This window comes from Allocatenococcus thiocycli, from assembly GCF_921292965.1.
Classification (GTDB): Bacteria; Pseudomonadota; Gammaproteobacteria; order Enterobacterales; family Vibrionaceae; genus Vibrio; species Vibrio natriegens.
On sequence record NZ_CAKLCK010000051.1, the window covers coordinates 12619 to 39304 of the forward strand.

Sequence of the window (26686 nt, forward strand, 5' to 3'; positions counted from 1 at the left end):
ATCAGTTTGATAATTGATGCTCTGTCTTATGCAGCTGATGCGCCAGGGTCTGCGTATGGTGGCCTGCGGTCAAAAACCTTAGCTGATATTACAAGCAGCTAAGTCGTAAAAGAGTTGATGGCAGAGTCTACTGGAATGGACGCGGCTGTGATGTTGATGCGTCAGGGGTACTCATTTTTGGGTTAAGTTTTGATAATGTAGCTATGCGGCGCTTTAACACAGTGATAGCCTTTAAAGGTCAAATATGGATATTTACCCGGAAATAGAATTATCGAGAGATCAGCATTCTGAGATTCAGTCTTTGCGAAACCAGTCGTTTCCTGAAGATCAAGTGGCACGCTCTTATTACAAGCAACTTCCTCACATGAGAGCTCTGAAATATAAAGGTAATCAACTTGTTGGTTACATGGGCTTAGACTATCGAGTGATAGCCGTGGGAGAAGAAACCTACAAAGTCTTAGGTGTGATCGATTTTTGTATCGACAGCGCTCATCAAGGTAAAGGTATTGGCTCTTCAATGTTATCTCAGCTTGCAGATTATGCTTCTACTAAAGATGTCGATTTCATAATCTTAATATCTGATCTGCATAGCTTTTATACACAAAATGGTTATCAGCGTGTTGATACGCTCAGTTCATGGTTGCGACTATCTGAACACAGAAATTATGGTGTCGCAGTGGAGCGGGTGAATGATTTGTATATAAAGTCAATGAACGGGAAAACCTGGGCAGTTGGACACATGGACTGGTTAGGTTATATGTACTAGTTGTGTTTAAGGAGGAAACTTGAAAACTCGTGTAACGATAAGCTTGGCTCAAATCCCTGTCGCTAGAGGCGACTTAGATACAAATCTTGAACATCATCTTAAAATGATCGAGCTGTCATCTAATTACAACGCCGATGTTGTTGTTTTTCCAGAGCTCTCCCTAACAGGCTATGAACTTGACTTGGCAGCTCATCTTGCTTTTGCTCCGGAGGCATCGAGCTTTAAAGAGTTATCTCAAGCCTCTGTTGAAAATGAGATTATCCTTATAGCAGGTTGCCCTTTACAAGTTAGTGATTCATTAAAGCCAACCATTGGCGCTGTGGCTTGTTTTCCAAATGGCGCAGTCCAGTTCTACTCGAAAAAATTCCTACATCCAGGCGAGGAAAACTATTGCTTATGTGGGGCAGATGATTACTTTTTTAACGTCAATGGGTATAAAATTGCATTAGCGATTTGCGCTGATTTTACAAAACCAGAGCACTCCCAACAGGCTAAAAAGTTAGGCGCAGATATCTACTTAGTAAGCGCGCTGATTTCAGAGAAAGGTTTTGCTCCTGATTCGAAAATTTTGTCTGAAATAGCGTCAGAACACGGCTTCCCTGTACTGTTAAGTAACCACATTTCAGTAACAGGAGGTTGGGAAACCTGTGGTAAAAGTTCTGTCTGGAACTCATCCGGAGAGCGCGTTATCGGTGATAGTTTCACAGAAAGTGGCTTGGTTTTGTGTACCATTACTGGCAATGAGGTCGAGGCAACGAAACCATAATATTATGTTGCTGATCCCTAAGTAGGGCGCTAGCTATTTTCAGAAATACAAGGAGCTACTTTTGGAAAAGGTTTTAGTCAGTTCGTGTTTGGTTGGAAACAAAGTTCGATACAATGAGAGTTGTTTATCCATGTCAGAGTCTGACTTGAATTGGCTCCAATCAAGTGTTGAACTTGTGGTTTTTTGCCCTGAAGTTTCGTCAGGTTTACCCATTCCCCGAGCTCCAGCAGAAATAATCGGGGGTAAAGGTGCAGACGTCCTTCAAGGCACTGCGAGTGTTGTCGGTAATGATGGGATTGATGTCACTCATCAGTTTATTGTTGGCGCCCAAAATGCACTGAAACTATGCCAACAGCTACGTATAAAGTACGCCATTCTCGCTGAAGCTAGCCCCTCATGTGGTAGTTTAAGAATCTACGATGGTACATTTAGTGGCAACAAAATAAATGGCTCGGGAGTCACGGCCACATTACTAGAACGTGAAGGTATTAAAGTATTCAGTCAATATACCGTAGCTAACCTCAAAGCAGAGCTGGAACAACATAGCCAACAAAGCGTTCAAGAGTGATTCGCAATGCGTGGCATTTTTACTATGCGCTGGTTTTTGTGTTTAAGATGGCTGCAGCGTCTTCAGCATTGCTTTGGTTCACTCCATAACGTGACGTTATGTGCCAGATGGTTTGGAGTTTAGAAACTGAGTATCTTACAGGGAGTTTTATGTTTAGAGTTGTGTATGAGTGGCGTGTACCAATCGAGAAAATGGACGAGTTTCAAGATGCCTGGCGTTTGGCGACCGAATCCATCCACCATTCGGTAGAAGGTGCGCTCGGTAGCTTTATGCTCCATTCCTATGATAAGCCTGAAAAGGTTCTCACTGTTGCCAAATGGCAAACGCGCGAAAATTGGGAACAGTTTTGGGAAAATCGTAATCCAGAAAAAATGCAGAAGATGCGTGAAATTGCTGAACGTATCTCGGTTGAAGCATTCGACGAAATTGAAGATAGAACTAAATAGTGTCAGCGACACATTGAGAGTATTAAGCGTGCTAAAGAAACTCTAGCTAATCATGGCAAGGCGTTTCAATAGGTTGTCTCAAGCACAGTAGAGGCGCAAAGGGGTTAACCTTTGAGCCTCTTGCGTTATTAAGCAAAGCCCAACAACTCGATATTCGCTGTGTGTCACAATGATGAAATCCAGTGTATATCTATACTATTGCCCCCGACCATCAAACATCACCACAATGGTTTTGGTAATGATGCTCATATCCATACTGAGCCAAGACTTCATCGAGCATAGAGAAAGCGCGTAACTGTGGTCATAGCCGACCTTTCTTCGCACGTCATCAATGCAGGTATCATAACCCTGATTGACTTGCGCTAATCCGGTAATGCCCGGCATCACGCCATAGGTTCTATCAGCGAAATAAGGGATCGCACTCTCCAGTTTGCTATAGAAGCTAGGGCGTTCAGGCCGTGGACCTATCAGTGACATGTCACCTTTAACTACGTTAAAAAGTTGTGGGATTTCATCCAAACGAGTCTTACGTAAAAATCGTCCAACTGGCGTGATTCTTGGGTCATTTTCCGTCGCCCAAACGGCCCCTGTATGTTGTTCTGCATCCTGGTACATAGTGCGAAATTTAATGATTTCGAAAAACATCATTTTCTCTGGTGTAGATTTACCGACTCGAAGCTGTTTATAAAATACAGGGCCCGAAGAGGAGAGTTTGATTGCTATCGCGATAAAAGGCATTACTGGTGACAGAAGCAGTAAACCAAATAGCGCGCCGAACAAATCAAAGAGACGTTTTGCAAACCAAATTGAAATATGTGCGGATACGTTTCTCATAGTACATCTCCTTTTTGGCCCACACGAGACCACTTTCCTGATTCAAGACCAAATAGGTATCGCATACCACCGATGAAATTTGCGCAATGACCAGCAACGATGTAAAGCAGTAGCTTGCAGGCTTTGTGACAAAATATATGTGGTAGGTGATAAATCACAATCGCCAGTGAATAGATCGCGATTTGGGTGACCAGTGCAGCCATGAAAAATGGGTTGTCCATCATGGCGATAGAACTAACAAAACAAAATAGAAGTAGGTAAGGGGTCATGAGACGTAGCCCTTTGCCGGAAAAGAATGCAAATGCAACACCTCTGTACTTCGGTAAGAACATCTCACAAAGCAGGATTGCCTGCTGCATGTTGCCAGCAGAGATACGCAGTCTTCGGCTAAAATCATCTTTCTCGTTGGTGGCTTCCATCTCCAGAGCAACCATCTCAGGCTCATATTCAGCAATATACCCTTGACGTACGATCGACATAGGAATTATAAAGTCATCATTGATTGTATTGGCACTCATAGATTCAAACAGGTGCGTGCGGAATAGGTAAAATGCGCCATGTGCTCCAAGCGTTGAGCCAAGTGAGGCTTCACGCATCTTAAGCTGACTTTGGTATTTCCAGTAACTTGCTTCCCCAGCATTACCCGGCTTAAACAATTGATAGTGACCATTGACGACGCCGACTTTACTGTCCTGAAAATGTGTATTTGCAATCCATAGCGCATCAATGGAAACAAGGGCGGACACGTCGCTCAAGGCCGTAATATCACTGGTGATGGTTTTCATCTGTTCATTTATCAGGGCAACTTTGCCACGATTGGTTTTAAATGCCCGGATTTCAAAATGTGTATCGGAACAAATAGCTTCTTGGATGGTTTGCTCTGCAATACTCACTGTCTTATCGGTACAGCCATCACATGCGATGATGACTTTGTACTTATTTTTTGGATAATCAAGCGAAGATAGGTTGCGAATTTTGTCCGCTATCCACTGCTCTTCGTTGTAGGCCGGCACCAATATAGTGATGGTTGAACATCCTTGATCGCTTTTGATATTTTTGTATCCACGCGTTCTATGGCGGCGGGCTTTGTAAGGGTGATTTTTAGAATACCAAGACAGTAAAACAGGGTAGCCAACGTGGTGATAGATAACCAACACGCAACTGATAATAAACAGTGTGGTAAGTAGTAAATCAATCATGCGCTTTTCTCCTCAGCTAATGTTTCGTATGCACGCATCATGTCCCTGATGTCGTTATGCTTTAAGACAAAATGTCTTGGGGATGCTTTTACTGGTTTGTTTAAGGCGGTTTTTATACTAGCGGCCAACTGCTGTGAGTTTTCACTTTCAAACAACACTCCGGTGCTTGGGCAAAGGGTTTCTTTTGTTGCACCAACGTTGCTTGCTAAAGTGACAATGTCACATGCTTGAGCCTCTAAAGTAGAGAGCGGGAAACCTTCACGACGTGAGGGCAAACAGAATAAGTCCAGCGTTTGATAAAATCGCGTCATGTCATCAACTAGACCAAGAAAGGTTACTCGACTGCTTAATCCAAGTTGTTTCACTTGCTGTTCTAATTTGATACGTTGGCTACCATCCCCAGCGATAACTAGCTGTATATGGTTCGGAAGTAATGCCATCGCGTTGATCAAAATGTCGTGACCTTTGACTTGTTCTAATCGACCTGCCGTACCAATAATGGTGCTTTGCACAGGCAGTCCGAAAAGCTGACGGGCAAGGTGCTTGGAGCCAGTGGTGAATTTCTCGCAGTCGATACCGTTTTTGATCACCCTGACATCCTGATAATCAAAATGTTGATGAATTCGTTGTTTTACCAGGAGTGCATCGGCAACAACGCAGGGTTTAGCGATTTTTAGTGCCAGGTTTTGTAAAGCGCGGTGCTTTTGGTCTGATAGATGCCATGCATCGTGTTCGGTATGAATTCGAGTTTTTACCCCGGCCAAGCGAGCAGCAACGGAGCCGTATAGAATCGGACCAATATGATGGGTATGAACAACGCTTGGCTTTAACGTGAGAAACAGTTTAACCAGCTGTATCAGCGTCTTAACGCTATAGCCTGACGGTTTGTTTAGAAAGATTAATTGGTTTTCAACCGATTTCAGTTTTGACCATTTCAATACTGATTCTTGTTTTGTACCTTCCAAACTAACAATGAGTACTTTCTGGTGTGGGGACGAAAACGCCAGCATGTTGAGTGCGAGCGCCTCTAATCCACCAGGGGAAAGATGTTGAACCACGTGAATAATCGTTTTGGACTTTATGCTCATACTCGCTCCTAACGGATGTTTAGCTCTGAACTAGTATTAGCATTATGTGTGCCAGATTTATTATCTAATTAATACAATGGTTTACGAGTTTTTTGTCGTGTTTCTCAAGTTGAAAGTCAATTTGAAAATCGTTATGATTAATACGGCTTTATTCTTGGGATGTGCGTGAGTACAGGCGCCTGGGTAATGGCTTCGATCTCGTCTTTGCGTCTGATCGATGAATCAAACAGCTCGATCAATAACGCAATACCAGCACCTAAACCAATCCCCGCCACCAAACCTGCAATGACAAATACAATCGCCGGAAGGTTCGCCGGACGACTAGGGGTATAGGGAAGGTCAATAATTTTGACGCGTTTGTTTTGCTCGAAAACCCCTAAAGAACCAGTGAGCTGAGCCATTTCGTAACGTTGAATTAATTCATCATAGAGTTGACGCTTAATTTCAGCATTGCGAACTAAACGATGCATGGTTTTCGCGTTATCACCGAATCGATTGGCTTCTTGCTCCAGACTGGAAATCATTTCTTTTAAACTTTTTGTTTCTTCTGTGAGCGATTCATAACGACCTCGCACGAGTTGCAAGCTTTGTAGCTGGGTGACGAGTAAAGGTTGAATCTCTCCAAGATCTTTTGATTTATTGCTGCTGGCAATATCCCAAAGCTGATCGCTACTGATATTAGGTTGCTCCATTTTCAATAATAAGGCGCGTTCATTTTCTAAACGGCGTAACTCGCGTTCTTTGCCTTGAACAGCACTATGACTCTCTGTGTACTTCGCTTTGAGAAGAGTCAGCTCGCTACGAATCTCGATGATCTGATCTTCAATTTTTCCGACCACGGGGTTGGTTTTAGATAGTTGTTGATCGAGAGAACCCAGGCTCTTTTCAACCCCAGCGAGTTCGGCTTTTTTCTCTGCGTAGCTTTGTTTCAGAGAGGCCAGGCGACCTAGCGACTGACTTTGCATTTCTGGCGTTACCGATGCAAAGCGATTTTTAAAATCAGCCAGTTCGTTTTCAGCAATGTCGAGTTCCTGTCTGCGTTTCTCAATATGAATAGCGAGAAATTCTGACGAGTCCTGAATAGATGAACGCTCTGGTGCGAGAAGCTGCTCGATGAAATGTTCACTGATAGACTCTAATAAATCTTTCATACCGTCGGGGCGGGGAGCGGTCAGTGAGATTTTAAGAAAGTCTTTGCCCGGTTGAGTGATCGTTAAGCTGTTTGAAAGCTGATTGATGATGTAATCACGCTTGGCTGGTGGCATTGAGTCGTTAATCAGCTGATGCTCATTTGCCACCGCAGTGAGTACATGGCGACTTTTCAGTAGCGTACTCAAGGCATTTAAACGTTCTTTTAGCATGGTTGAGACCGCGATATCTTCCAGAAACGGATTCATCTTCGCGGTTTCCTGAATCAGCATTGACGTATGCGACACGTAGTTGGTCGGTGCAATTTTGCCAATAAAGTATCCAACGAATGGAAGGATAAGAATCGGTACGACAATCACATACCGTTGTCGCCATGCTGAATTGAGTATGACGATAAATCTCCGTTTTAACTCGTTCATAATGACTCCAACATACAGTTCAATTTAAGCGTACGTGCATCCCAACTTTCGTTGATAACTGACTTTTGTCGCTCAGAGGTTGATTGACGATCTAACTGATTTAATGCGTCTGTGAATTGCTCGCAATCAGTGACGGTTGAAACCAAGGCTTTGTAAGGCGATAACGCGGGAAAAGGAGTAGTAATGACGGGACAGCCTGCCGCAAAGTATTCCAGTAATTTTAAAGGGCTGCATGAAGCAATTTGTCCATTGGATTTAAACGGAAGTAAACTCACATCCCAATGTTGACTGTAACTGGGTAAGTCGCGATGTGGCTTAGGGCCAAGGTAGTGCACATTCGCCAGTTTCGGTAGCGGATAGTTTGGGAGTTCAATTGGGCCGATAAACACAAATTGCCAGCTAGGGTTCGCGAGGCAAACTTGCTCGATGAGTTCGTAATCTAGCCAGTTAGACAGGCTGCCATAAAACCCAGCAATCTTGTGATTTGGAGAAGGTAAATCCGTGGCACGGTGGCTTGGCTGACTAAAAAGTGAGGTATCTACGCCATGAGGCAAGTAGTGAGTTTTGGTTTGGGGAAATTTTGCTAGCAACGGCGCACTAGCTGCGAGAATAAGGTCCGCGTGCTCCACGAGTTTGTCTTCGTGCTGTTTGACCACCTCATGATCCACACCGGCAAGCGATGAGAAATCGTCTCCACAATAATAAACCACCGATGACTCACCGAGAGTTCCACATAAATCGGCTGCAGTCGGAAGTGAAGTCCATAAAATCGGTTTGTGCAGCTGAAGCTTCTCGATAACGGGTTTCAGCTGAAGACGCATCAAGGTTTTGGCGACATAACGTGCGAATGCTGACTTAGGAGCGGGAAGCGTTTTAAGGTTGATCACCGTAATATTTACGTGATGCTCTCGCTGGTCGGTGTAACCACCTTTACTTTTACCCACAAGCTTGCCGCAAGCGCGTTTAACATCGCGCATATTTAACTTGGGTTGACGGAGTCCGATCGAGTTAACCCAAAGTACCTTGCGTTGTTTTGCTAACCGGGTAACCAGATGTTGTGTGCTCGATGGTAAGCCACCAAAATCTTCACCAAAAACAATAAGATCTCGCATAGTGAACTCCTTAGTGATTAAGTGAACGTATCACTCTGGCAGGATTACCAGCAGCAACAACAAACGCAGGCAGGTCTTTAGTGACCACACTACCAGCACCCACGATGGTCCCTTCGCCAATCGTGACATTGGGGCAAACCGTGACGTTTGTTCCTAGCCATACGTCCTTTGCAAGTACGATGTCTCCAACATCGCAATCGAGATCGCCAAAGCCTTTCGCTCTTAAATCAGCGTCAAGTGAGTGACCAGAATATCCAAACAGAAAGGCGCGACCGGCAATTCGAACATTGTCTCCAATTTCAATTCGGCTCCCAATCGCAAAAGTACTCTGCCAACCGATATCGACGTTACTGCCAACAATCAGTTGTGGATCACTGGATTGGGGTCTGGCGCTAAACGTTGTTTGACCAGAGATGCGGCAATCGTTTCCAAGAATGATAGAAAGTGGTCCCGAAACAAAAGGCACACCACCAAAGAGATAAAGCCCTCGACCATATTGAGAAAGGCGACCTTTAAAGGCGGGGGTATGGATAAATACCCGAACCAAGTTGCTCCAAATGGAGGTACTCGCTGAATAAACAGTGCGAACCGTCTTGTTCATCCACGTCGGTGTAGGAAGATCACATGCACGAATCGATTTCAAAATGAGAAACAATTTGCGATATGAAGGGTTTTCGTGGTGTTGTAACCACACTTTGAAGTCATTTAACTGCTGAGCCAACATGATATTGTCCCTTATATTGAGGTGATAAAGAGACTATTTCACGTTGCGTGCCAAAAAATAAATTGTTTAAAAACAGTGATATAAAAATTATTTGTTGAGTGTTTATTTGGTATTCTCAATTTGAGAACGGATTTGAGTAATTCGGGAGATAGCGATACAAAGCGCTGCGAGGATATAAATCGGCCACGTGAAGCCTTGGGTTAGGAAAGTACCGGAAACCACAGTGCCTATTACACCTGCATACACCGCAAGCGCTGTTGCTGTGAGATAAGGGGAAACCAAGCCTTTTCGCTGATTTAAGATAGAAAGTGTTTGTCGGCTCGTTTTAATAAGCGAAATGATCATACCAATAAACACAGCCAGGCCAAGAAATCCGGTTTCAGCCAACACACCGAACCAAGTGCTGTGAACCGCGTGGTTGAGCCCGTCCCAATGTGAGCTGTAATAGTAGTAATTCGAATAGAAATTGTTTAAACCCACGCCACTAAACGGGCTCACCACCGCCATCTTAAACGCGGCTTCCCATGCATATAAGCGTCCCATGGCTGATGCGTCGATGCCGTCTTCTGCTGCACCGCCTGACTGACGGTCGGAAATTCCGGCTACGGCAAACAGTCCCAGCAACCCAATTACAGCGATGAAGATCAATAGTGATTTTGAGCGAATCAGGCGCAGACCAAAAATACCAAATACAGCAACTGATCCAAGAAGCCCACCACGGCTTTGTGTCGCGATAACGGCTGCCATTGCCAGTACTAGCCCGGTAATACCAAGAATACGTGAGAAGCCTATGCCTTTTGTGGTGGCAAAGCTGATCGCAAACGCCAGAGGGAACATTAATACCAGCGACAAATCATTCGGATCACCAAGCACAGAGCCCAACTGACGACCGATGGTGACTCTCGTGCCCTCAACTAAACCAATCCCCGAAGCCGAGTTATACAAAGCAACTACGGCGATTAATCCACCCGCTGAGATAATCAAGGTTGCGATTTTTCGCACTGCATCTTCCGTATTCACCAACCAAGCGATGGCTAGAGTCATGATGATGATTTTCCAATAGATATTTTTAAAATAGGTTATGGCAACGCCCGGGTTAGACGACAAGACAATGCCTATGACAACAAGCCCCCAAAATAGGACGAGCCACGTCATACTCGGGTGCCAGAAAGTTTGTAGCTGGCGACTGATCAAGGTGTGCCAAATCAAAGCGCCAAGCGCTCCTAAAGAGAGGAGTAAAGGGATTTTTAATGAATAAAGTGCGGGTAAAGCTTCGTGAATTCGAAAGAAGGAAAATAGTACAAATAGACTCACCAACCAGAATGTCTGATTGAGCACAAACAATGCCGCAAGCGGTAAAAAGCAGAGCACAACGACAATGGCTGGATGAGGTATAACATACCAAACCATGGCTAGCGTAAACGTAACCAGCGTCATGAGCATTATTGGCCTGGCGTGTTTGACACTATTCATAGTGAGCGACCCACGTAGCGAGTTAACGTACTTGAAAGACGTTTGAGTGAAGCCCCCGAAATCAACTGGAACCGAATGGAAAAAGCGACAACGCCTAACGGCTGAAGCAGCAGCATTAACGCGGACACCTCGATACTTTGATGATACCGACTGGTTAATAGAAACAGCACCGTTAACGCTATCAGCGCACAGATAGGACTGGTTTGATAATCCAGATAATGCGCACGTTGGCTAAACCAGATTGTGAATATGAATCGACTTAATTGCCCCGCGATCAATCCGTAAAGCATTGCTTCAATGCCAAGGTCAGCAGAAAGGATACAAATCACCATCGCCAATGCGGTGGAGGCGAGGTTAATGTACAAAAGCTGAGAGGTGTGCTTTTGGTAGAGAATGCCAAAGTTAGTCAACTCGACCAGCTCTTTGAATAGCATCATTGTTATGGTCATTCCAACCAAAGCGATGGCAGGCTGGTAAGAGTCCGGTAAAGAGAACGAAATAAAAAGCTGACTAAGCCATGCCACAGCGACAGCAATAACGCACAACAGCAGTATCCCTTGAGTCGTCACGCTAGCGACATGTTCACCTCCATTTTTGTTCATGGTTTCGAAACGTTTTGGCATCCACCACATATGAAAAGGTTGGATAAGAATACCGACGCCAAGCGCGAATTTAGCCGCAATCGCATACATGCCTAAGGTTTCTAAATCGGTTGCTCCCGCGATCAGCCACCTTTCTGCACCACTTAAACCAAATGCCACCACACCGGACAACATTAGTGGCGCAGAGTAGCGTATATAACGAATAAAGCGTTGTTTGTTAGGTAGGGAAAATGGAAAGTTGATGAAAACGTGCAAAAACAAAAACTGGATAAAGGTACACACGATATTGAGGGCAAAAACGAGTGTCACGTCGGGTTTGTATGTCAGGACGACAACAAGTAAAGAAACCTGAGCTAATACGGTCACGACACATATCTTAAAGAACAAGCTTGCTTGATTATGCAATCTTAACCAGGCAAGGCTGATAGCAAGGGGCGCTTCGTAACACAAAACCAAAGCCATAAATAGGATTTGCTCACTGGTGAACGTCGAGAGCTTAAAAGGGACCAGGTAATAAATGAACAAGATAAACAAACTCAGACTGCAAGAAACAATGAGCGATGCACTGTACAGTTGAGAAGCTTTTCTTTTTCGCACCGTGAAGCGACTGATTGTGCCTATAAATCGATAGAGATTTTCATGCATTGCAATGCCCACAATCAGACTAAAGAATACCGTTGTGATACCGAGCAACTCGAGATGGCCGATTTCTTGCGGTGACAAGTATTGAGCCATAAGTGGCAAAGTGAATAGTGACACACCTTTAATGAGGAACAGGCTGACTGCATATAAACTGATGTTTTTCAGATGGCTAACATTCATTGCAAAATATCCTAAATGAGGAACAGGCTGACTGCATATAAACTGATGTTTTTCAGATGGCTAACATTCATTGCAAAATATCCTATTCAAACTGAATTAATTGCATGCGTGAAGGGCGGATGTAACCACGTCACCATTAATGTGCTGTGCAAATTTTTGGTAGCAATGTTCAGCTTTATAGCGGGCCGCTATTTCTAACGCACGCTGGCTGCAACGATGAAATGCTTGTTGGTCGTTACTGGCGTAGAGCAGAGCATCACACAAAGAATCAGGGTTTCCCGGCTGATACTTAATACAGTTTTCATTGTGGGTCAGTGTCTTGTCCCAATATGCGCCATCTCGAGGAATGACAACGCACATACCCGCAGCCAGAGCCTCTAGAATTGATAAACCGAATGGCTCATTACAGCTGGTTGAAACAAAGATGTTGGATTGACTCCGGATATCATCCAAGTTTTCAGGGTCTTCGTACCATATGGTGTGGGAGAGTAAAACCGGAGCGTTGGAGATTGGTAAACACGTATCGACGGGGCGAATGTAGCAAACATTGAGTACGACAGACTGACGAATAGCGGCACGTTTGGATGCTCTTATTAACGTTTCCAGACCTTTCCATTTCAGCAGCGATGCAGCCCAAAAGTAAACTGGCGTGTTTTTTTGACATTCCTGTGGCCAACGAGATGCCGGAATGCCATTCACAAATGACTGATATTGCGATGAGTTTAAGTAACTTTCAGCCATTGCCGAGGTGTCTTTTATTTTGGTCGCGGTTTTAAGGTAAGTTTCTAGTGCCGCTTTGAGGCTACAACGGGTAGAGGGTAAGTAAAACACGGCGTTCGCTCGGGTAAGACAGAAGCCAATAGAGCGTGACAGCCCGACGTTGCCGTGGATAAACTGAACGACTTCAATATTAAGAACCATCTGTAACAAATAGACTGGCATATCCATACCTGGCCCTGAAGCGCCGATGAACGTAGTAATGCCGCGATGCCCAATCAATGTCTTTAGCAATACCAATAGAAGATACAGTTGGTTTAGCCAGTAGAGAATCCCATTGTGCTGACTCATTAACCAAGGAACTGGGGAAATGGAAATCAAAGTAACATTGTGTTTGGCGTAGAACTCTGTTTGCTTCCAGAATGCCGTGTCTACGGTTGCGACAATGAAATCATTGGACTCAACACGGCATACATTGAGCGCATCACTGGTGGCAATCTTAGAGCCGCCTTTAAATGCGATAGGGTCAAAAATAAGCGTTTTCTTGTTTTGACTAGTCATGCTGGCCTCCAAACGACAAACGGTTTACCACATAGGTTTTGAGGGGGGATAAAGTGCTTATTAGAGACCGATTGGCCACAAATGGCTGTTCCAATAAGTCTCTATAAAGAAGTTCTATTTTTCGGCAACTGACAGAGAGATCATGATTTTGGGAAATGTGGTCAAAACCGCTCATCCCATACTGTTCACATAGTTCAGGACTATTGATGAGTACGCGCATCGCTTTTGCTATTGGGCCAATGCCCTGATTCGGATACAGAACTCCAGTTTCACCATGGGTAATGAATTCAGGAATTCCACCTTCAAGCGGCGCGATAACCGGGATTTTAGCAAGGGCTGCTTCTGCTACAGCCAGCCCAAAGGCTTCACTGCGAGCACCACTGATAAAGGCATCACACCCCTTTAGCCATCCAACGACATTGGATTGTTCGCCAACAAAGTGAATACGATTGCTTAGGTGCAGGCGACTGGCTTGTTGAACAAGCTTGTCCATTAAATCGCCATCGCCAATGACAACGAGACTGACGTTAGGATACTCAAAAGTCACGTGACGCATTGCGGTTATGATCCGGTCTACACCTTTACGGTGGATCAGAGAGCCAACCGTCGCAAAAACAAAATCCTGCTCCGGAATAGATAACGCTTGCCTAACATCGACTTTTTGCTGCGCGGAGAGGGAGACGGTATCAATACCGTTGTGAATAACCGATATTTTTTCGTTAGGGTAACCATCTTTAGTCATGAATTCAGCGACGTACTGACTGACTGAAATAATGTGAGGAGAAAGGTGAAGGCCAAGCGTGAGGCGGTCGCGTGCTGGGTAAGGGCAGTGGAGCTGGGTAACGACGGGTACTTTCTTCATTCGTGCAGCGGCTAACATCCACTGGCAGGGCGCACCACTATTAATGTGTACAAGGTCTATTTTTTCGCGTTCGATGATCTCGCAACCTTGCTTAGTCAGACCAAGCCAACCTGATACGTTGTATTTAGGTGGTTTCCAGCCAAGCAGCAGTGGAAAATGATTAAGCTGAGTTGGAACATTCATCAGGTCTAACTGTTTTGAGAGTTCACAACTATTGGTCCAAACGTAACAAGCGTAGTGATGGTGTTCCATGTACTTAATAAGATCGAGCAAACATTTCTCGCTGCCTCGGATCCAGTCATCGCCGTAATGTACAAATAGAATCTTTCTCTTCATACCCACCCCTCACATCGCATTTGCATAAAACCGTTAATTGCACTTTTCGATAGGACTAACGCAAATGTGATGCCAAGAAGACGGTGGTTCTATGTGATTGTTTTTAAGGTGATTTATAGGAGGCTTGAGGTGGGGCTTTATTGTTTCTCAATTTGACAATCAGATTGAGAGCTATTGGGGAAGTAGAGTTTGATCATTTTTGGGATGACGGCAGATTGAGAATAGTGTTGTTCAACGCTATCAATCGCCTGCTTTTTTATTGCTAATTGCTGGTGGGGGGCGAGGGACAGATAGGTGTTTAAAGCCTCATTCAATTGATTGACGTTGTCGACTAAGTACCCGTTGGTTTCGTGTTTAATAAGCTTCGACATATTGCCAACATTAAGTGAGACAACAGGGATACCTCTCGCCATCGCTTCGAGCGCTGTCATGGGTAAGCCTTCATAACGAGAGCAAATGATCAAAATGCCAATATGTTGCCAAATGGCGTCCATGTTGGTTTGGTGACCATGAAACCTGACGTTTGCCGGAGCGCCCTGTGTTAGCTCCGATTGCATGGCCCCTGAGCCATAAAGATCAAAACACAATGTTTGATTTAGGCGCGCCAAGTCAATAAATCGATCGGGGCCTTTCTCATGGCTAAGCCTGCCAACAAACGCGATTTGGTTTCCTGTTGAGGTAGACAGCGTCTTGGTATCAATAAAATTATTGAAACTTTCTGATTTGGTTATCAGCTTTTGGGTGATTCTTTCACTCACGGCGATTGAGTGATTTGACACAAACGTGGTGAACCGGTCGACACAGTCATATAACCACACCTTACCCGTTGGAGTTTCTCCTGCGTGATACGTAGATATTTGGCGAACTCCGGTTATAACCCTTGCCAGCTTGCACACTAGGCTTGCTTTATAGCCATGAGCGTGGAGAAGAGCGGGTTTTTGCTTTCGTACTTGGCTAATTAAGTCGCTAAAGTAATTCGTGCCTGCAGAGCCCAAAAACTGGACAGCAATGCCGCTTGATTTCAGCTTGTCTTTGAGCAATTGCGGTTTGGAATAAGAGCGCAGAAACATGACTTTGACAGGAACTTCAAAATGCTTGAGTCCATTTGCGAGCTCAAGCACATGTGTTTCAATGCCACCGAAAGTCAGGCTGTCGATGACTAGCCAGACTTCGTTACACGAGTTGTTGCTCATCTTCAGCTTCCCAGGCTTGCTTCTTACGGTATACCGTAGAAGGGCTAAGCTCTAAAAGTACCGCCGCGTTCAGCACGTTTCCGTCGCAGTAATCAATGGCTTGCTGTATTGCCTCACGTTCAATTTGCCACATTGGCCTTATCGCTACAGGTCTTTCAATTTGCGGCTCAGTAACCGCGTCGTGACTATTTTCAGGAGCCTCATTGATCACGACGGGTTGTGGAGTGATGACTGGCTCAGGTTTAGCTACGCTGTTTTGCTTTGGCGCACGGCTTGATGTGACCTGAGATGGCAAATGCTCAAGGCGCAAATGACTATCGTCATTAAGGACCACGATATTGCGAATAATGTTTTGAAGCTGACGGACGTTACCCGGCCACGCATAGCGTTTTAGCGTTGGCTCTGCATCTCGGTGGATCGAGTTAAACTTTTTGCCATCTTCTTTAGCGTATAGTTTAAGAAAGTGAGTCGCTAACGTCGTAATATCATTGCCGCGCTCGCGTAATGGTGGCATATCAATAGGCACTACATGCACGCGGTAGTAGAGATCTTCTCTGAAACGGCCTTCTTCTACTTCAACAAGAGGATCTCGGTTCGTCGCGCAGATGATACGAATATCGACTTTCATTTCTTTATTTGCGCCTAGCGGGGTAAAGGTACCTGTCTGCAAAAATCTGAGTAATTTCTTTTGCATCTCAAGTTCCATCTCACACAGCTCATCAAGAAAAAGCGTACCACCGTTGGCCATTGAGGCCGCACCTTTGCGATCGGCAGTTGCGCCTGTAAATGCGCCCCTGACGTGACCAAAGATTTCACTTTCCATGAGATCTTTTGGAATCGCACCACAGTTAATGGCGATAAACGGTTTATCTTTACGCTTACTCTCGCGGTGGATGGCTTCGGCGCACACTTCCTTACCTGTGCCACTTTCACCGACAATAAAAACACTTGCTGTCGTTGGTGCCACTGAATCGATGATCTTGTACACACCTTGCATTGGAAGGCTAGATCCGATGAAGCCGTGGAATCGGTTTCGATCGAATTTGTTTTCTATGTCTTCGACAAGGTTCTCCAGTTTAACTTGCTGCAAGTGCAGAGCGATGGAGGTCTTTAGACGATCAGCATTAATTGGTTTTTCCAGAAAGTCTTTCGCTCCTTTTTGCACAAGGCTAACCGCCAGATCTACTGAGCCATGCGCTGTGGCAATGACGACGGATGTCGGGACTTGGTTCTCGTTAATCCAATCCAGAATTTGCTCGCCATCCATGTCGGGCAGTCTAAAGTCCAGAATAACTAATTGGGGAACATTTCTTTCAATAAAGGCGATGGCTTCTTTGCCTGTTTCTACATGAAACAGGTCATAGGGCTCGTGCTGTACATACTGTTTGTACAAAATAGCAAGAGAAGTTGAGTCTTCGATTAGTAGTACTTTTGGTTTCATTGGAGCTGTCCTCTCTTAAGCCTTTATAGTTGTGTTGGTTCAATAAACCCTTGCTGTTTCCTTTCCTCTAATGCTTTTAGTGACTCTGAGGCAACAACTTCAAGTTTTTGTTTGTAGCTGAAAGCCTGCTCTTGTTTGCCGTCTAAGCAAAGATGCTCGATTTTTCGCGCGAAATTGGACAAAGTTCTATTACCGAGTGCCAGAGCTGAACTACCTAGGGTATGCGCTTCAAACTCTAATGTTTCTTTGTCTTGAGACTCCATAGCCAGATATATTTTTGCTAAACGCTGCTGAGATTCTTCAAGATAATGCTCGATGAGCAATGGAATGACATCGGCACTGGTGTCTGCGATCATTTGCTGCAAAATCTGTTCGTCTACTAAATCCAAATTTACTGCTTCCTCACGTTGGTTCGATTGACCTACGTTGGTATTTGCATATGAATTCTGATGCTTAATCAAATGACAGGGGCCTGATTTTAGATCTTTGTTTTCCTCTTGGTCATCATTTAAGAATAGGTTAATTTTTTCAATTAGTTGTGACAGCCTTAGGGGTTTTGACAAGTAGTCGTTCATGCCCGATGCAAGAAACTTTTCTTTATCACCAGCCAGTGAGTGTGCAGTTAGGGCGATAATTGGGATATCACACGCCTTACTGTCATCAAGGCTCCGAATCGCTTTGCAGGCTTGCATGCCATCCATTTCAGGCATGGAGATATCCATAAAAATCAGGTCATATTGATAGTCCTGAACCATGGAAACCGCTTGTTTGCCATTTTCGGCAATATCGATAGATAGACCAACCCGTTTGAACATTTCTCGAATGACGAGCTGATTTGCTTTGTTATCTTCTGCGACAAGAATACGAGCGTTCGAACGAATCAATTCTTGACGGAGTGAATCAATATTTGGAGAGGTCAGCAACTCATCGGCTACCGAGAGCGTGATGTCAAATGTGAATGTACTGCCTACGCCGGGTGTGCTCTCGACCGTGACGTCACCATCCATAAGGGTACAGAGTCGGCGACAGATAGCGAGGCCAAGCCCCGAACCTTCTTTGCTGCGTGAATAGGTTTGGTCTGCCATCGTAAATTCATCAAACAAGTAATCAATCGAGCTATTTTTGATGCCAATCCCAGTGTCTTGAATTTGGCAGGTGATTTTTACTCGCCCTTGTTCCAATGCCTCCGACCCAACTTTAACCGTGACGCTGCCTTCATGAGTAAACTTGATGGCATTGCCTATCAGGTTGAGCAGTATCTGTTTGACGCGGTTTTTGTCTCCGCTGACTTTGCTTGGAACAGTGCCCTCAATGTAGCAATGTAAAATAAGGTTTTGACTCTTGGCTGCGGGCAAAAATGAATTCACCACGCTTTCGACACACTGTCTGAAGTCAAAAGGTTTATCTTCCAGAATAAGCGTATTGGACTCCATTCGAGTGAAATCAAGAATGTCATTAATGACGGAAAGGAGGAAGTTGCCCGATTCAGTAGCGGTTGCGACCAGCTTTCTTTGCTCGTTAGTGAGGTTGGTCTCTTCAAGAATATTTAATATGCCCAATACGCCATTCATTGGAGTACGTATCTCATGAGACATGGAGGCGAGAAAGCGGCTTTTAGAGTCGTTTGCCAGTTCGGCACCTTCCCGTGCTGCAGTGAGGTTTTGGTAGTCTTGTTCTAACTTAGCCGACATCTCATCGAATGCTTTGGTGACTTCACCAAGCTCATCTTTGGAATAGTGGTTAAGTTGGAACCCCGGGCCTTTTTCCCGAAGTGTTTGGGCGGCAGAGGCTAAACGGGTGAGATTCTTAGTCAGATAGGTTCCAAGGATAAAGGAGAAAAACGCCACCAATATAACTTCGATGGTTGCAATACTGATGATTGCTTGCTGCGCGTTAATGAGCATATTGCTGATAGGGTGTGTCTCAAACCCCATATCTACATACCCATAGATATTACCGTTACTTGCAATGGGGGTACGCAGATCAAAGATACCGTCATTAACGTCTTTTAAAGTTTCATCACTGACCATTGAGCGTGCAAGTAGCGCAGTGTCGCCTGCTGTGGCCATTTGGTTGCCACCGCGTAACACACGAACGTAAGCGACATCTTCTAACTTGATGAACTCTTGAGCTAAGTCGTCCAACGTCGCTAAATCAGTAGAAAGTAGCGCGTCTTTCGCAGCATGAGTAAACATAACTGCACTTGAATGAGCTCTTTGGAGTAACTGCTTCTCGTTGGAATCTGAGAGAAAACTCATCGCATTAGCCACGAGAATGATGAGGGCCGTAATTTCGATGAGAGCTATGCCAAGAATTGTTTTAGAACGCAACGTCATTAAAGCCTCCGGTTAGTCCAGTACTTTGATATTGAGTGCTCTCACATCGTCCCAATCGGTGTCGATAGCTGATTCAAATCCGTTGATATTTAATAATTTTAGGGACGTTCTCCCTTCGAGTGTTTGATCTATAGACTTGAGCGCTTGTTGGATCAATTTGACTTGGTTGTGAGTCATTCTCGGGTGATGGGCTATGGCATGTGGTGTGTACGGTTTTGTTGTCCAAATCGGTTCTAGCTGAGATTTAACCTCGTCAGGTAATGAGTTAAAGGTTCTCATCACACCGCCGCCTGCTGGGTAAAAACCTCTCGCCACAGACAAATACACCGAGTCATGTGATGTTACGTAGTCAGACTCAAACTCGACGTTAGCTTCTCTCAAGTCACTTTGCGTTAAAACCGTTGCAGCAAAGGCAGCAGGAGAAGGGAAAGCGAGCCTTTGTCCTTGTAGCGCTTGTAAAGACTCAATATTGTTGGCTTTCCTTGCTACCAGAATTCCGCTTATTTTTTTATCCTTGGCTTTGGCGAAGGCTCGATAGCCCGGCTGTTTGCTGTAGACGGTGTAATGATATGGGTTCATGTAAGCGATATCGTATTCGCCCGCCGACAAACGCTTTTCAAACTCCGGAATGTTAGGAGCCGTGCTAAAGGCAATGTCGTAACCGGTTTCTCTGCTTATTTCAGCAACGAGAGGCTCCCACTGCTCGGCAAGTCGACTGGCAGATTGCTGAGGGACAACGCCAAATGTAAGAGTTTCAGCAACGGTTACTGCCGAAAGTAACAGAGTCGAAAGGGCGATAAAGGTTTTTCTCATGGCAACTCCTAAGCAGACTGAGCAAGGAACTCGTTGGTAAGAATATTCTGCGACCACTTTTCGCGCCAACTTTTGGGGATAAAGCGGAGCCGATTCAGCTCGCGCACCATCTCCTGAGCCAGTGATGCCTGGTCTTTTAAATTCAGTATCGAGCCTAACAAGGTGATTGAAGGCGAATCAATTAATTGCATGGCTTTTTCAAGTTGACTGGAAGACGTTTTACCACCCATCACCACAAGTGCTGTCTGGTCACATGCGCTCGCAACGACTTGTGCAGGAATATTTCCTCTATTGACTTGAAGCAGCGGTGACGTGTCGCAAATAACGCGGTCGTATTGGCAAAGCCATTGTTTGACCGTGGCTCTTAGATGTGTGGGATCTTTGTACGCCAGAACTGCTGATTGGTTGTTCGGCACGGTTAACCCGGTAAACATTTGTCGCGTTGAAGCGTGCGCGACCAAAGAACCAATCTGATGGTCGATATCTGGTGTGATATCAATGCATTCGAAAGCTGGGTGGAAGGTATTAAGATCCACCACCAAGGTTCGGTGACCCGCGAGCAGATAACGCTCCGCCAGTGCAGCGACAACGGAAGTCACGCCATCGCCAGATTGACATGCGGTAATGCATAATGAGCGACTGTCACGCATTTCTGCTGCAAGATAGATTTGCTCTATTTCTGTATGAGTTGCAGGAATAATCATTATAGAGCTCCTATTAACACGATGGTTGTCGTCAGGCGCAGAACGTCTTCCAGACCCAAACGTGCTTTTTCGAAGATACTTTCGTTTCTATCGGGCACATAGATGGTATCGCCAGCTCTTAGTACCGGAAGTTTGTAAATGTTGGCCGTTTTACTGAAGTCAACCAGGTCAAAGGTTCTTGCTTGGCCTTGGCAACACGACATATTGACGATCGAAATTTTCTCTAAATAGGCTCTGTCAGACGGGCCGCCCGCTTCGGCAAGTAAGTCTAACAAGGTCATGTTGTCGTCAAATACATATCGACCTGGATTATTGACTGCACCTAGTACGCGTACCGTTGACTCCTTAGAACGATCCAACCAAATCTTATCTTTTTCAGGGATGTAAATGGTGTCGCCCATGGTGACACTTGGAAGCAAGCTTTCATCCCCAGTCTCAAAGTATAACGATAGGTTAAGCTTGCTTACTTTGGAATAGCTTTTGTCACGATGTGTGATACGAATGTTATGGATATCCGCATCTTTTGTTGGGCCATCTGCCGCAGACAAAATATCGAGGAAATGCATATCCTTAGTGAAACGGTAGCGGCCAGGGGCATTGACTTGGCCAAATACATAAATGGATGCATCTGAACTTTGGCGAACCCATTGTGATTTGTTGTCGGAAGGATCTTGGGGCAGATCGTGTACACGTACAATTGCACCAGCACTGATGTTAGGTAATTCGCTGTTCGGCGCGCCTTTTAGAATGAAATCATCGAGATCAAATATGTGTAGCTGGTTATCAGCGGCGACCACTTCAATTTTCGAGGTGTCCGCGCGAAGCGTTGGGCCGCCAACATGAGATAGCAAGTCCATAAGATCCATTTCATCTGACCACTCAACACGTCCGGGGCGAACCACTTCTCCAATCACACTGACGGCGCGATTGGGTGCAATTTTCAGCCAAGACTTTTCGTTCATATCTGTCTTCTCAGGAACGAAGATCGCATCTCCCGGGCCAATTTTAGGCGGGCTTTTACGGGTCAGACCCTCAGTGAACGCGGTTAAATCAAATTTGATCACCTGACCGTTGGACTTAATGACGCGAATCTGGCGTGATTCTGCGTAACGAGTCGGACCACCAGCATTAGCCAGAATATCCATAAACGACGCGTTCTTTTTACCTTCATAGGCACCTGGGCTTGCTACTTCACCCATAATGTAAACCACGTTCGCGCCTGCCTTGATCTCTTCTTCTTGTTTAGGAACGAAGATGGTGGTTCCCGGTGTTAGTGGCGGTAGCAATGAGATATCACCGCTATCGAGATAGGTTTTAAGGTTAAACAGCTTAGGAGTATTGTTTGAAATGACACGTATTTGTTCGACAGAGGCATAGCGAGTAACGCCGCCAGCTCGCATGATGATGTCAACCAGATCGCTATTGGCTTTAAAGCTGAATGAACCCGGCGCGTTTACTTCGCCAAACACTTTAATTGCTGTTCTGCCGTCGGCACTGTCACCCGCGTTAGCGAGTTTGTTCGCATCGAACTCTTGCTCGATATTACCGACCAGTGGAGACGCAGGCACAAATATCGTATCAAGTGAGACCAGCTCAGGTAGCAGTGATTCATCTCCTGTATCGAGAAACGTTTTGTAGTTAAAGGTGATCTTATCTTTGCCACGTTTGATAAACAGACTGTTGAGCTGCGCGCCGGAGCGTAATCCGCCCGCTGCGTGAAGGGCCATTTGGACATCAGAAGACTTAGATAAAGTGTATTCGCCCGGAGAGGCCACATACCCCTGTACCGAGACTAAAATTTGTTGCTCAGCGATATAGACAGATGCAGAGGAGAGGTCTCGATACACTTTCTCCAGAGATTCTTTAACGGCTTGTTCAAGCTGAGCTTCACTGTAACCCGCGACGTATAGCGCGCCAACTTCAGGCAGAGTGATGCGGCCACGCTTGTCGACTTGAAAGCCTTTATTTAACGATGACTCACCGGGTAAGTTGACCTGAATGAGATCGCCAATTTGTACTCGTTCTTCATTCGCGTGCGCCACAGAGAAAACTGAAGTAAGAAGAAGTAGGGCAATTAGGTTAATCCATTTCATTGTAAGCCTCCCTGCAAACGCTGCTTGGTTTGTTCTTGAGTATCCACCACTTCGATGCTTACGCGGCGGTTGGTAAGACGAACACCTTCCGATTCACCCTCATAGAGAGGAAGCGTGTCGCCGACCGATTGTGTTTCTATACGTTTTGGGTTAAGACCAAAAATGGTCAGGTAGCGCTTGACTTGATTCGCTCGTCCCATGGCAAGTTCCTGGTTGTACTGACCATCACCTACAGAATCAGCGTGACCAGTAACTTTGAGGTTTAAGCTTTGGTGCTCATTTAAGATGTTCGCGGATTGGGCTAGATGGCCCATGTACTTTGGATTTACTTCTGTGGAATTAAATGCAAATTGATTATCGACGTTAAGCAAGCTATAAAGTTGATCAATCATAGCTAAGCGCTTCTGAAATGCGTTTTCATCCATAGGAGGTACACACTTGGTCTGTGAGGTCGCATAGTCCAGTTGAAGTTCTAGCTCATTAAGACGCTTGCGCTGAATAACAATGTCGTTGGCAGCATCAAGCAGTAAACCACCTTCAAGCTCTCTAGCGATACGGTTTTGTTTTTCCAACGCTTGTACAACTGCAGCCGGAAAACACCAACGCGCGCCTTCGATGATCAACGAGTCTAATTGCAGCTTGGTCAGTTGCCAGTCAAACCGAAGTCCGTGCTCAGGACCGAGGGGCTCATCTGGCATCACGGGGGTGAAGTTTGATTGGATGTAGTTTTCCCCAAGACCACCACGGCCTTCTTCTGGGTAACTACTGCATCCAATCATGGAAGTTATAGATACAGCTAGGGCTATGTGTTTGAAAGAAAAGTTCATGCCAACGTCCTTTGTCAGTGATGTTATTTAGTAACTACGAGAATTAACTGGTATCGCTTGGTTAATACGCAACAGATTCATTATTTCGAGAGGTTGGCCTGAAGCGTTTTCAATGCGCATACTTCTCTGGCTCTCGATAAGCCGTTTATATAGGTACACGATCGCACCTACGCCTGATGAATCAAGAAACTGGACTCTGCTGAAGTCAATTTCTATTTCTCGAGTTGATGGCTCAGCCAAAATTTCATCAATGTGTGGCTGCGCCTGGCGGCTACCGTCTGCGTCAAGGTTCCCGTTGATCACCCATGTCACGATAGTGTCGTTTGTTTCAATTTTACGAAGTTCCATAATCGTATCTCCTGCTAGTGTTTACAGCAGGATTGCAGGTAGTGTGCCAAAGTTTATATATCTAAATATCAATGGTTTAGGTTGTGGCTGGAAGGGGTTCTCAAAATGAGAAAATGGAAGTTTCAAAATGACAATCAGAAAACGACTACTTATTTATGGCATCAATCTTTGTGTAATAACGTAAGTATTAACTAATCACCAAGCTAATGGCTTATGCTTCTTTATTTCGCGTTAAATTAGATGATATTTTCTTCAGTTATAATTCTAAATGGTACTTTCCCATCTGTATAAGTATCGGGAGAGTAGCCGTTAGATAAGTGGTTAAACATAATATCCAGCGACAGTTCTGCATGTCGCTGAGCATTTTGGTCTAGCGAGAAAGAAAGCGTATTATTTTTTAATAGCTCTTCGGTAGTATCGTAAAGCTCATGAGTGATAAAAGCACAAGAACCAGCCTTACCTCTACTTGATATCCAATTACCGATGGTTTTGTTTCCTGCTCCAGAATTATAAATACCGATGATGTCACTGTTATTTTGTTGACTCAAAATACGCTTAATGGTTTCTTTATCATCATTGCCATATAGAACATCACTTAACGCAATATTATCTCGCTTTCTTATCACATCTTTGAAGCCTTTCATTCTTTGTATATGAGCCTGATAGTCGAATCGCCCGCTCATAAGAAGGATTTTTCCTTGCTCTGGCAGCATTTTAGACATCAGTGAAGCGGCCGTTCTTCCTATCTGATACTGATCGATCCCCACATGGCATAACCTTTTGCTATCAGGCAAATCGGTAGCTAGTGTGATAACAGGGGTTCCCTTAGAATGGCATTTCTCAAGTGCTTGATAAATGGTGTCATTGTCATTTGCAAATACGATGATACCGTCATACTTATCGGCGCTGTTCTCTAGATGATTAGCAAGCTTTTCGGGCTGACTCTCAGGTACTAAGCTGCATCGTAAGCGAAAATTACGATACTGGTGTCCTTGAGCAACTTTACTAAATCCTCGGGTTAAAGATTTGAAAAATTGTGAAGGGTTCTGACTGAGGATAAGTTCTATCCTCCAAGGAGCTTGGTATATTTCTGGCAGTGTACGTTTAATCCCCAACTCTCGAGCTGCATTTATCACTTTCTGAACCGTTTTTGGAGAGACGCCTCCGCGCTCGTTCAGAACTCTATCTACGGTAGCAATGCCTACCTGCGCTTTTTCTGCAATTACAGCAAAAGTTGATTTCTTCATAACTCTATAGTTCGTACACGGCAGTGGTTTGGTGTATCAATGGGTATCACTTGACGAATATTCGGTTTCCCTAGCGCTGACAATACTCTAGGCATGGTTAAATTTCTAGAGATAACTCTTTGTCTTCGCTTATTAGAATAATTACTTCATTCTCGTTTATCTTAATCGTCAGCTGAAGATAAAGTGTGCTGATTAATAACAGAACAACAAGCTGGTTGAGTACGCAAATAAAACTTAAAAAGCAATGGCTACTTAATTTTAAACTAGATCACATTTCATTGATGAAAACCCATCAAAACATAAGTACCAAAAACGATATGTAATCGCTACTATTTTTGGGTCGCCGATTACTAAGTTTATTACTTAGTTAGCCACATTTAATATTTTAATTTAATAAATACGTGAAATTATAACGAGGTAGTGAACATGACCACCAAAATTAAATTTGCTTTAAATCACATGCTTTGTCCAAAAGTATCGGCAGAAGCTCTTATTGATTATGCACTGCAGCTGGGACTGGATGCTATCGAATTACGTAATGACGTAAACGAGAATAGCTTGGTTTCTGTTGAGCAAGCTAAAGTTATTGGCGCTAAAGCAAAATCCGCAGGTGTTCGAATTCTAACTATTAATGCCGTATACCCGTTCAATGTATGGGATAACGAATTAAAAGAGAAAGCAGAAACGTTGGCTGATTTAGCCGCAGCATGTGGTGCGGAGGCGCTGGTTCTTTGCCCTTTGAATGACAGTAACCAACGTACGAAGGAACAAGTGAAAGAGTCTTTAACTCACCTCAAAACTATCTTAGATAAATACGGCATCAAAGGCTATGTTGAGCCCCTAGGTTTTCCTATTTCATCCCTTCGCACTAAAGCTGAAGCGGTGGAAGCGATTAAAGAACTCGGTTTCGAAGATACGTTCAAGATCGTTCACGACACATTCCACCACAAGGGCGCATCAGAAACTGAACTTTTCCCACAGCAAACGGGTTTAGTTCATATCTCAGGTGTTGAAGATGAATCCATAACGTTTGATGAAATGTTAGACGCCCACCGTCTAATGATTAATGCTCAAGACCGTTTGGATAATGTTGGCCAAATCAAACAATTGCTTGACGCTGGTTACACAGGCTATTTCTCATTTGAACCATTCTCTGCGCCTGTTTGGGAACTTCCAGATCACGTTGAAGCAGCGAAAGAAAGTATTGAATTCATCCTTGAGCGTATTTAACCCATTATTA

General features: G+C 44.6%; 24 protein-coding genes. 5 read left to right on the top strand and 19 right to left on the bottom strand.

What is annotated here, in order from left to right; all coding sequences use genetic code 11:
- Positions 1 to 244: 244 nt before the first annotated feature.
- From L9Q40_RS20835 to L9Q40_RS20850, 4 genes are all read left to right on the top strand, one after another.
- Positions 245 to 766 carry a GNAT family N-acetyltransferase gene (locus tag L9Q40_RS20835; protein WP_498794484.1) on the top strand — a complete coding sequence of 174 codons (522 nt, stop codon included), beginning with the start codon at positions 245 to 247 and terminating at the stop codon, positions 764 to 766.
- Positions 767 to 785: 19 nt separating this feature from the next.
- On the top strand, positions 786 to 1532 hold the full coding sequence (locus L9Q40_RS20840; protein WP_498794485.1) for a carbon-nitrogen hydrolase family protein: 747 nt from the start codon (positions 786 to 788) through the stop codon (positions 1530 to 1532).
- A gap of 61 nt (positions 1533 to 1593) precedes the next feature.
- On the top strand, positions 1594 to 2100 hold the full coding sequence (locus L9Q40_RS20845) for a 2-thiouracil desulfurase family protein (RefSeq protein ID WP_498794487.1): 507 nt from the start codon (positions 1594 to 1596) through the stop codon (positions 2098 to 2100).
- 149 nt (positions 2101 to 2249) lie between these two features.
- Positions 2250 to 2546: an antibiotic biosynthesis monooxygenase family protein gene (locus L9Q40_RS20850; protein WP_498794488.1), complete on the top strand. Its 297-nt coding sequence runs from the start codon at positions 2250 to 2252 to the stop codon at positions 2544 to 2546.
- A 195-nt stretch (positions 2547 to 2741) separates the two neighbouring features.
- Here L9Q40_RS20850 and L9Q40_RS20855 read toward each other — a convergent pair whose 3' ends face one another.
- The 19 genes from L9Q40_RS20855 to L9Q40_RS20945 form a co-directional block, all read right to left on the bottom strand.
- Positions 2742 to 3380, bottom strand: a complete 639-nt coding sequence (locus tag L9Q40_RS20855) for a sugar transferase (RefSeq protein ID WP_498794489.1) — start codon at positions 3378 to 3380, stop codon at positions 2742 to 2744.
- Complete coding sequence (locus L9Q40_RS20860; RefSeq protein ID WP_498794490.1) at positions 3377 to 4579, bottom strand: glycosyltransferase family 2 protein; 1203 nt, start codon at positions 4577 to 4579, stop codon at positions 3377 to 3379. Before L9Q40_RS20860 ends, L9Q40_RS20855 begins: the two co-directional genes overlap by 4 nt.
- Positions 4576 to 5667, bottom strand: a complete 1092-nt coding sequence (locus L9Q40_RS20865; RefSeq protein ID WP_498794491.1) for a glycosyltransferase — start codon at positions 5665 to 5667, stop codon at positions 4576 to 4578. Before L9Q40_RS20865 ends, L9Q40_RS20860 begins: the two co-directional genes overlap by 4 nt.
- Before the next feature lie 137 nt (positions 5668 to 5804).
- Positions 5805 to 7235 (bottom strand): GumC family protein, encoded by a 1431-nt coding sequence (locus L9Q40_RS20870; RefSeq protein WP_498794492.1) that lies wholly within the window; start codon positions 7233 to 7235, stop codon positions 5805 to 5807.
- Positions 7232 to 8347 (bottom strand): glycosyltransferase, encoded by a 1116-nt coding sequence (locus tag L9Q40_RS20875; protein WP_498794493.1) that lies wholly within the window; start codon positions 8345 to 8347, stop codon positions 7232 to 7234. Before L9Q40_RS20875 ends, L9Q40_RS20870 begins: the two co-directional genes overlap by 4 nt.
- Before the next feature lie 10 nt (positions 8348 to 8357).
- The gene (locus tag L9Q40_RS20880; RefSeq protein WP_498794494.1) at positions 8358 to 9071 is read right to left on the bottom strand and encodes an acyltransferase; all 714 of its coding nucleotides are present in this window, start codon (positions 9069 to 9071) and stop codon (positions 8358 to 8360) included.
- A gap of 102 nt (positions 9072 to 9173) precedes the next feature.
- A complete protein-coding gene (locus L9Q40_RS20885; protein WP_498794495.1) occupies positions 9174 to 10544 on the bottom strand; it encodes an O-antigen ligase family protein in 1371 nt (456 codons plus the stop codon).
- On the bottom strand, positions 10541 to 11968 hold the full coding sequence (locus L9Q40_RS20890; protein WP_498794496.1) for a lipopolysaccharide biosynthesis protein: 1428 nt from the start codon (positions 11966 to 11968) through the stop codon (positions 10541 to 10543). The genes L9Q40_RS20885 and L9Q40_RS20890 overlap by 4 nt, the downstream gene beginning before the upstream one ends.
- Positions 11969 to 12064: 96 nt before the next feature.
- Positions 12065 to 13246, bottom strand: a complete 1182-nt coding sequence (locus L9Q40_RS20895) for a glycosyltransferase family 4 protein (protein ID WP_498794497.1) — start codon at positions 13244 to 13246, stop codon at positions 12065 to 12067.
- Positions 13239 to 14444 carry a glycosyltransferase gene (locus tag L9Q40_RS20900; RefSeq protein ID WP_498794498.1) on the bottom strand — a complete coding sequence of 402 codons (1206 nt, stop codon included), beginning with the start codon at positions 14442 to 14444 and terminating at the stop codon, positions 13239 to 13241. The genes L9Q40_RS20895 and L9Q40_RS20900 overlap by 8 nt, the downstream gene beginning before the upstream one ends.
- 137 nt (positions 14445 to 14581) lie before the next feature.
- The gene (locus tag L9Q40_RS20905; protein ID WP_498794499.1) at positions 14582 to 15637 is read right to left on the bottom strand and encodes a glycosyltransferase family 4 protein; all 1056 of its coding nucleotides are present in this window, start codon (positions 15635 to 15637) and stop codon (positions 14582 to 14584) included.
- The gene (locus L9Q40_RS20910) at positions 15618 to 17078 is read right to left on the bottom strand and encodes a sigma-54-dependent transcriptional regulator (RefSeq protein ID WP_498794500.1); all 1461 of its coding nucleotides are present in this window, start codon (positions 17076 to 17078) and stop codon (positions 15618 to 15620) included. Before L9Q40_RS20910 ends, L9Q40_RS20905 begins: the two co-directional genes overlap by 20 nt.
- Before the next feature lie 23 nt (positions 17079 to 17101).
- Positions 17102 to 19414, bottom strand: a complete 2313-nt coding sequence (locus tag L9Q40_RS20915; RefSeq protein ID WP_498794501.1) for a HAMP domain-containing hybrid sensor histidine kinase/response regulator — start codon at positions 19412 to 19414, stop codon at positions 17102 to 17104.
- Between the two features lie 12 nt (positions 19415 to 19426).
- Positions 19427 to 20227 (bottom strand): phosphate/phosphite/phosphonate ABC transporter substrate-binding protein, encoded by an 801-nt coding sequence (locus L9Q40_RS20920; RefSeq protein WP_498794502.1) that lies wholly within the window; start codon positions 20225 to 20227, stop codon positions 19427 to 19429.
- An 8-nt stretch (positions 20228 to 20235) separates the two neighbouring features.
- Positions 20236 to 20931 carry a P-loop NTPase family protein gene (locus tag L9Q40_RS20925; RefSeq protein ID WP_409391321.1) on the bottom strand — a complete coding sequence of 232 codons (696 nt, stop codon included), beginning with the start codon at positions 20929 to 20931 and terminating at the stop codon, positions 20236 to 20238.
- Positions 20931 to 23024 (bottom strand): SLBB domain-containing protein, encoded by a 2094-nt coding sequence (locus L9Q40_RS20930; protein WP_498794504.1) that lies wholly within the window; start codon positions 23022 to 23024, stop codon positions 20931 to 20933. The genes L9Q40_RS20925 and L9Q40_RS20930 overlap by 1 nt, the downstream gene beginning before the upstream one ends.
- Positions 23021 to 23851 carry an OmpA family protein gene (locus L9Q40_RS20935; protein ID WP_498794506.1) on the bottom strand — a complete coding sequence of 277 codons (831 nt, stop codon included), beginning with the start codon at positions 23849 to 23851 and terminating at the stop codon, positions 23021 to 23023. The genes L9Q40_RS20930 and L9Q40_RS20935 overlap by 4 nt, the downstream gene beginning before the upstream one ends.
- Positions 23852 to 23878: 27 nt before the next feature.
- Positions 23879 to 24199, bottom strand: coding sequence for an STAS domain-containing protein (locus tag L9Q40_RS20940; RefSeq protein ID WP_319554049.1), 321 nt, complete (start codon positions 24197 to 24199; stop codon positions 23879 to 23881).
- Positions 24200 to 24435: 236 nt separating this feature from the next.
- Positions 24436 to 25446, bottom strand: coding sequence for a LacI family DNA-binding transcriptional regulator (locus tag L9Q40_RS20945; RefSeq protein WP_498794507.1), 1011 nt, complete (start codon positions 25444 to 25446; stop codon positions 24436 to 24438).
- A 426-nt stretch (positions 25447 to 25872) separates the two neighbouring features.
- On the opposite strand from L9Q40_RS20945, the gene L9Q40_RS20950 reads away from it, so the two are divergent.
- A complete protein-coding gene (locus tag L9Q40_RS20950) occupies positions 25873 to 26676 on the top strand; it encodes a TIM barrel protein (RefSeq protein ID WP_498794508.1) in 804 nt (267 codons plus the stop codon).
- Positions 26677 to 26686: the final 10 nt, after the last annotated feature.

What these genes read in the sequence shown, in the direction of transcription:
- L9Q40_RS20835 (WP_498794484.1), top strand. Translation starts at nt 245, where the DNA reads ATGGATATTTACCCGGAAATAGAATTATCGAGAGATCAGCATTCTGAG.
- L9Q40_RS20850 (WP_498794488.1), top strand. Translation starts at nt 2,250, where the DNA reads ATGTTTAGAGTTGTGTATGAGTGGCGTGTACCAATCGAGAAAATGGAC.
- L9Q40_RS20855 (WP_498794489.1), bottom strand. Translation starts at nt 3,380, where the DNA reads ATGAGAAACGTATCCGCACATATTTCAATTTGGTTTGCAAAACGTCTC.
- L9Q40_RS20860 (WP_498794490.1), bottom strand. Translation starts at nt 4,579, where the DNA reads ATGATTGATTTACTACTTACCACACTGTTTATTATCAGTTGCGTGTTG.
- L9Q40_RS20865 (WP_498794491.1), bottom strand. Translation starts at nt 5,667, where the DNA reads ATGAGCATAAAGTCCAAAACGATTATTCACGTGGTTCAACATCTTTCC.
- L9Q40_RS20870 (WP_498794492.1), bottom strand. Translation starts at nt 7,235, where the DNA reads ATGAACGAGTTAAAACGGAGATTTATCGTCATACTCAATTCAGCATGG.
- L9Q40_RS20875 (WP_498794493.1), bottom strand. Translation starts at nt 8,347, where the DNA reads ATGCGAGATCTTATTGTTTTTGGTGAAGATTTTGGTGGCTTACCATCG.
- L9Q40_RS20880 (WP_498794494.1), bottom strand. Translation starts at nt 9,071, where the DNA reads ATGTTGGCTCAGCAGTTAAATGACTTCAAAGTGTGGTTACAACACCAC.
- L9Q40_RS20885 (WP_498794495.1), bottom strand. Translation starts at nt 10,544, where the DNA reads ATGAATAGTGTCAAACACGCCAGGCCAATAATGCTCATGACGCTGGTT.
- L9Q40_RS20890 (WP_498794496.1), bottom strand. Translation starts at nt 11,968, where the DNA reads ATGAATGTTAGCCATCTGAAAAACATCAGTTTATATGCAGTCAGCCTG.
- L9Q40_RS20895 (WP_498794497.1), bottom strand. Translation starts at nt 13,246, where the DNA reads ATGACTAGTCAAAACAAGAAAACGCTTATTTTTGACCCTATCGCATTT.
- L9Q40_RS20900 (WP_498794498.1), bottom strand. Translation starts at nt 14,444, where the DNA reads ATGAAGAGAAAGATTCTATTTGTACATTACGGCGATGACTGGATCCGA.
- L9Q40_RS20905 (WP_498794499.1), bottom strand. Translation starts at nt 15,637, where the DNA reads ATGAGCAACAACTCGTGTAACGAAGTCTGGCTAGTCATCGACAGCCTG.
- L9Q40_RS20910 (WP_498794500.1), bottom strand. Translation starts at nt 17,078, where the DNA reads ATGAAACCAAAAGTACTACTAATCGAAGACTCAACTTCTCTTGCTATT.
- L9Q40_RS20915 (WP_498794501.1), bottom strand. Translation starts at nt 19,414, where the DNA reads ATGACGTTGCGTTCTAAAACAATTCTTGGCATAGCTCTCATCGAAATT.
- L9Q40_RS20920 (WP_498794502.1), bottom strand. Translation starts at nt 20,227, where the DNA reads ATGAGAAAAACCTTTATCGCCCTTTCGACTCTGTTACTTTCGGCAGTA.
- L9Q40_RS20925 (WP_409391321.1), bottom strand. Translation starts at nt 20,931, where the DNA reads ATGATTATTCCTGCAACTCATACAGAAATAGAGCAAATCTATCTTGCA.
- L9Q40_RS20930 (WP_498794504.1), bottom strand. Translation starts at nt 23,024, where the DNA reads ATGAAATGGATTAACCTAATTGCCCTACTTCTTCTTACTTCAGTTTTC.
- L9Q40_RS20935 (WP_498794506.1), bottom strand. Translation starts at nt 23,851, where the DNA reads ATGAACTTTTCTTTCAAACACATAGCCCTAGCTGTATCTATAACTTCC.
- L9Q40_RS20940 (WP_319554049.1), bottom strand. Translation starts at nt 24,199, where the DNA reads ATGGAACTTCGTAAAATTGAAACAAACGACACTATCGTGACATGGGTG.
- L9Q40_RS20945 (WP_498794507.1), bottom strand. Translation starts at nt 25,446, where the DNA reads ATGAAGAAATCAACTTTTGCTGTAATTGCAGAAAAAGCGCAGGTAGGC.
- L9Q40_RS20950 (WP_498794508.1), top strand. Translation starts at nt 25,873, where the DNA reads ATGACCACCAAAATTAAATTTGCTTTAAATCACATGCTTTGTCCAAAA.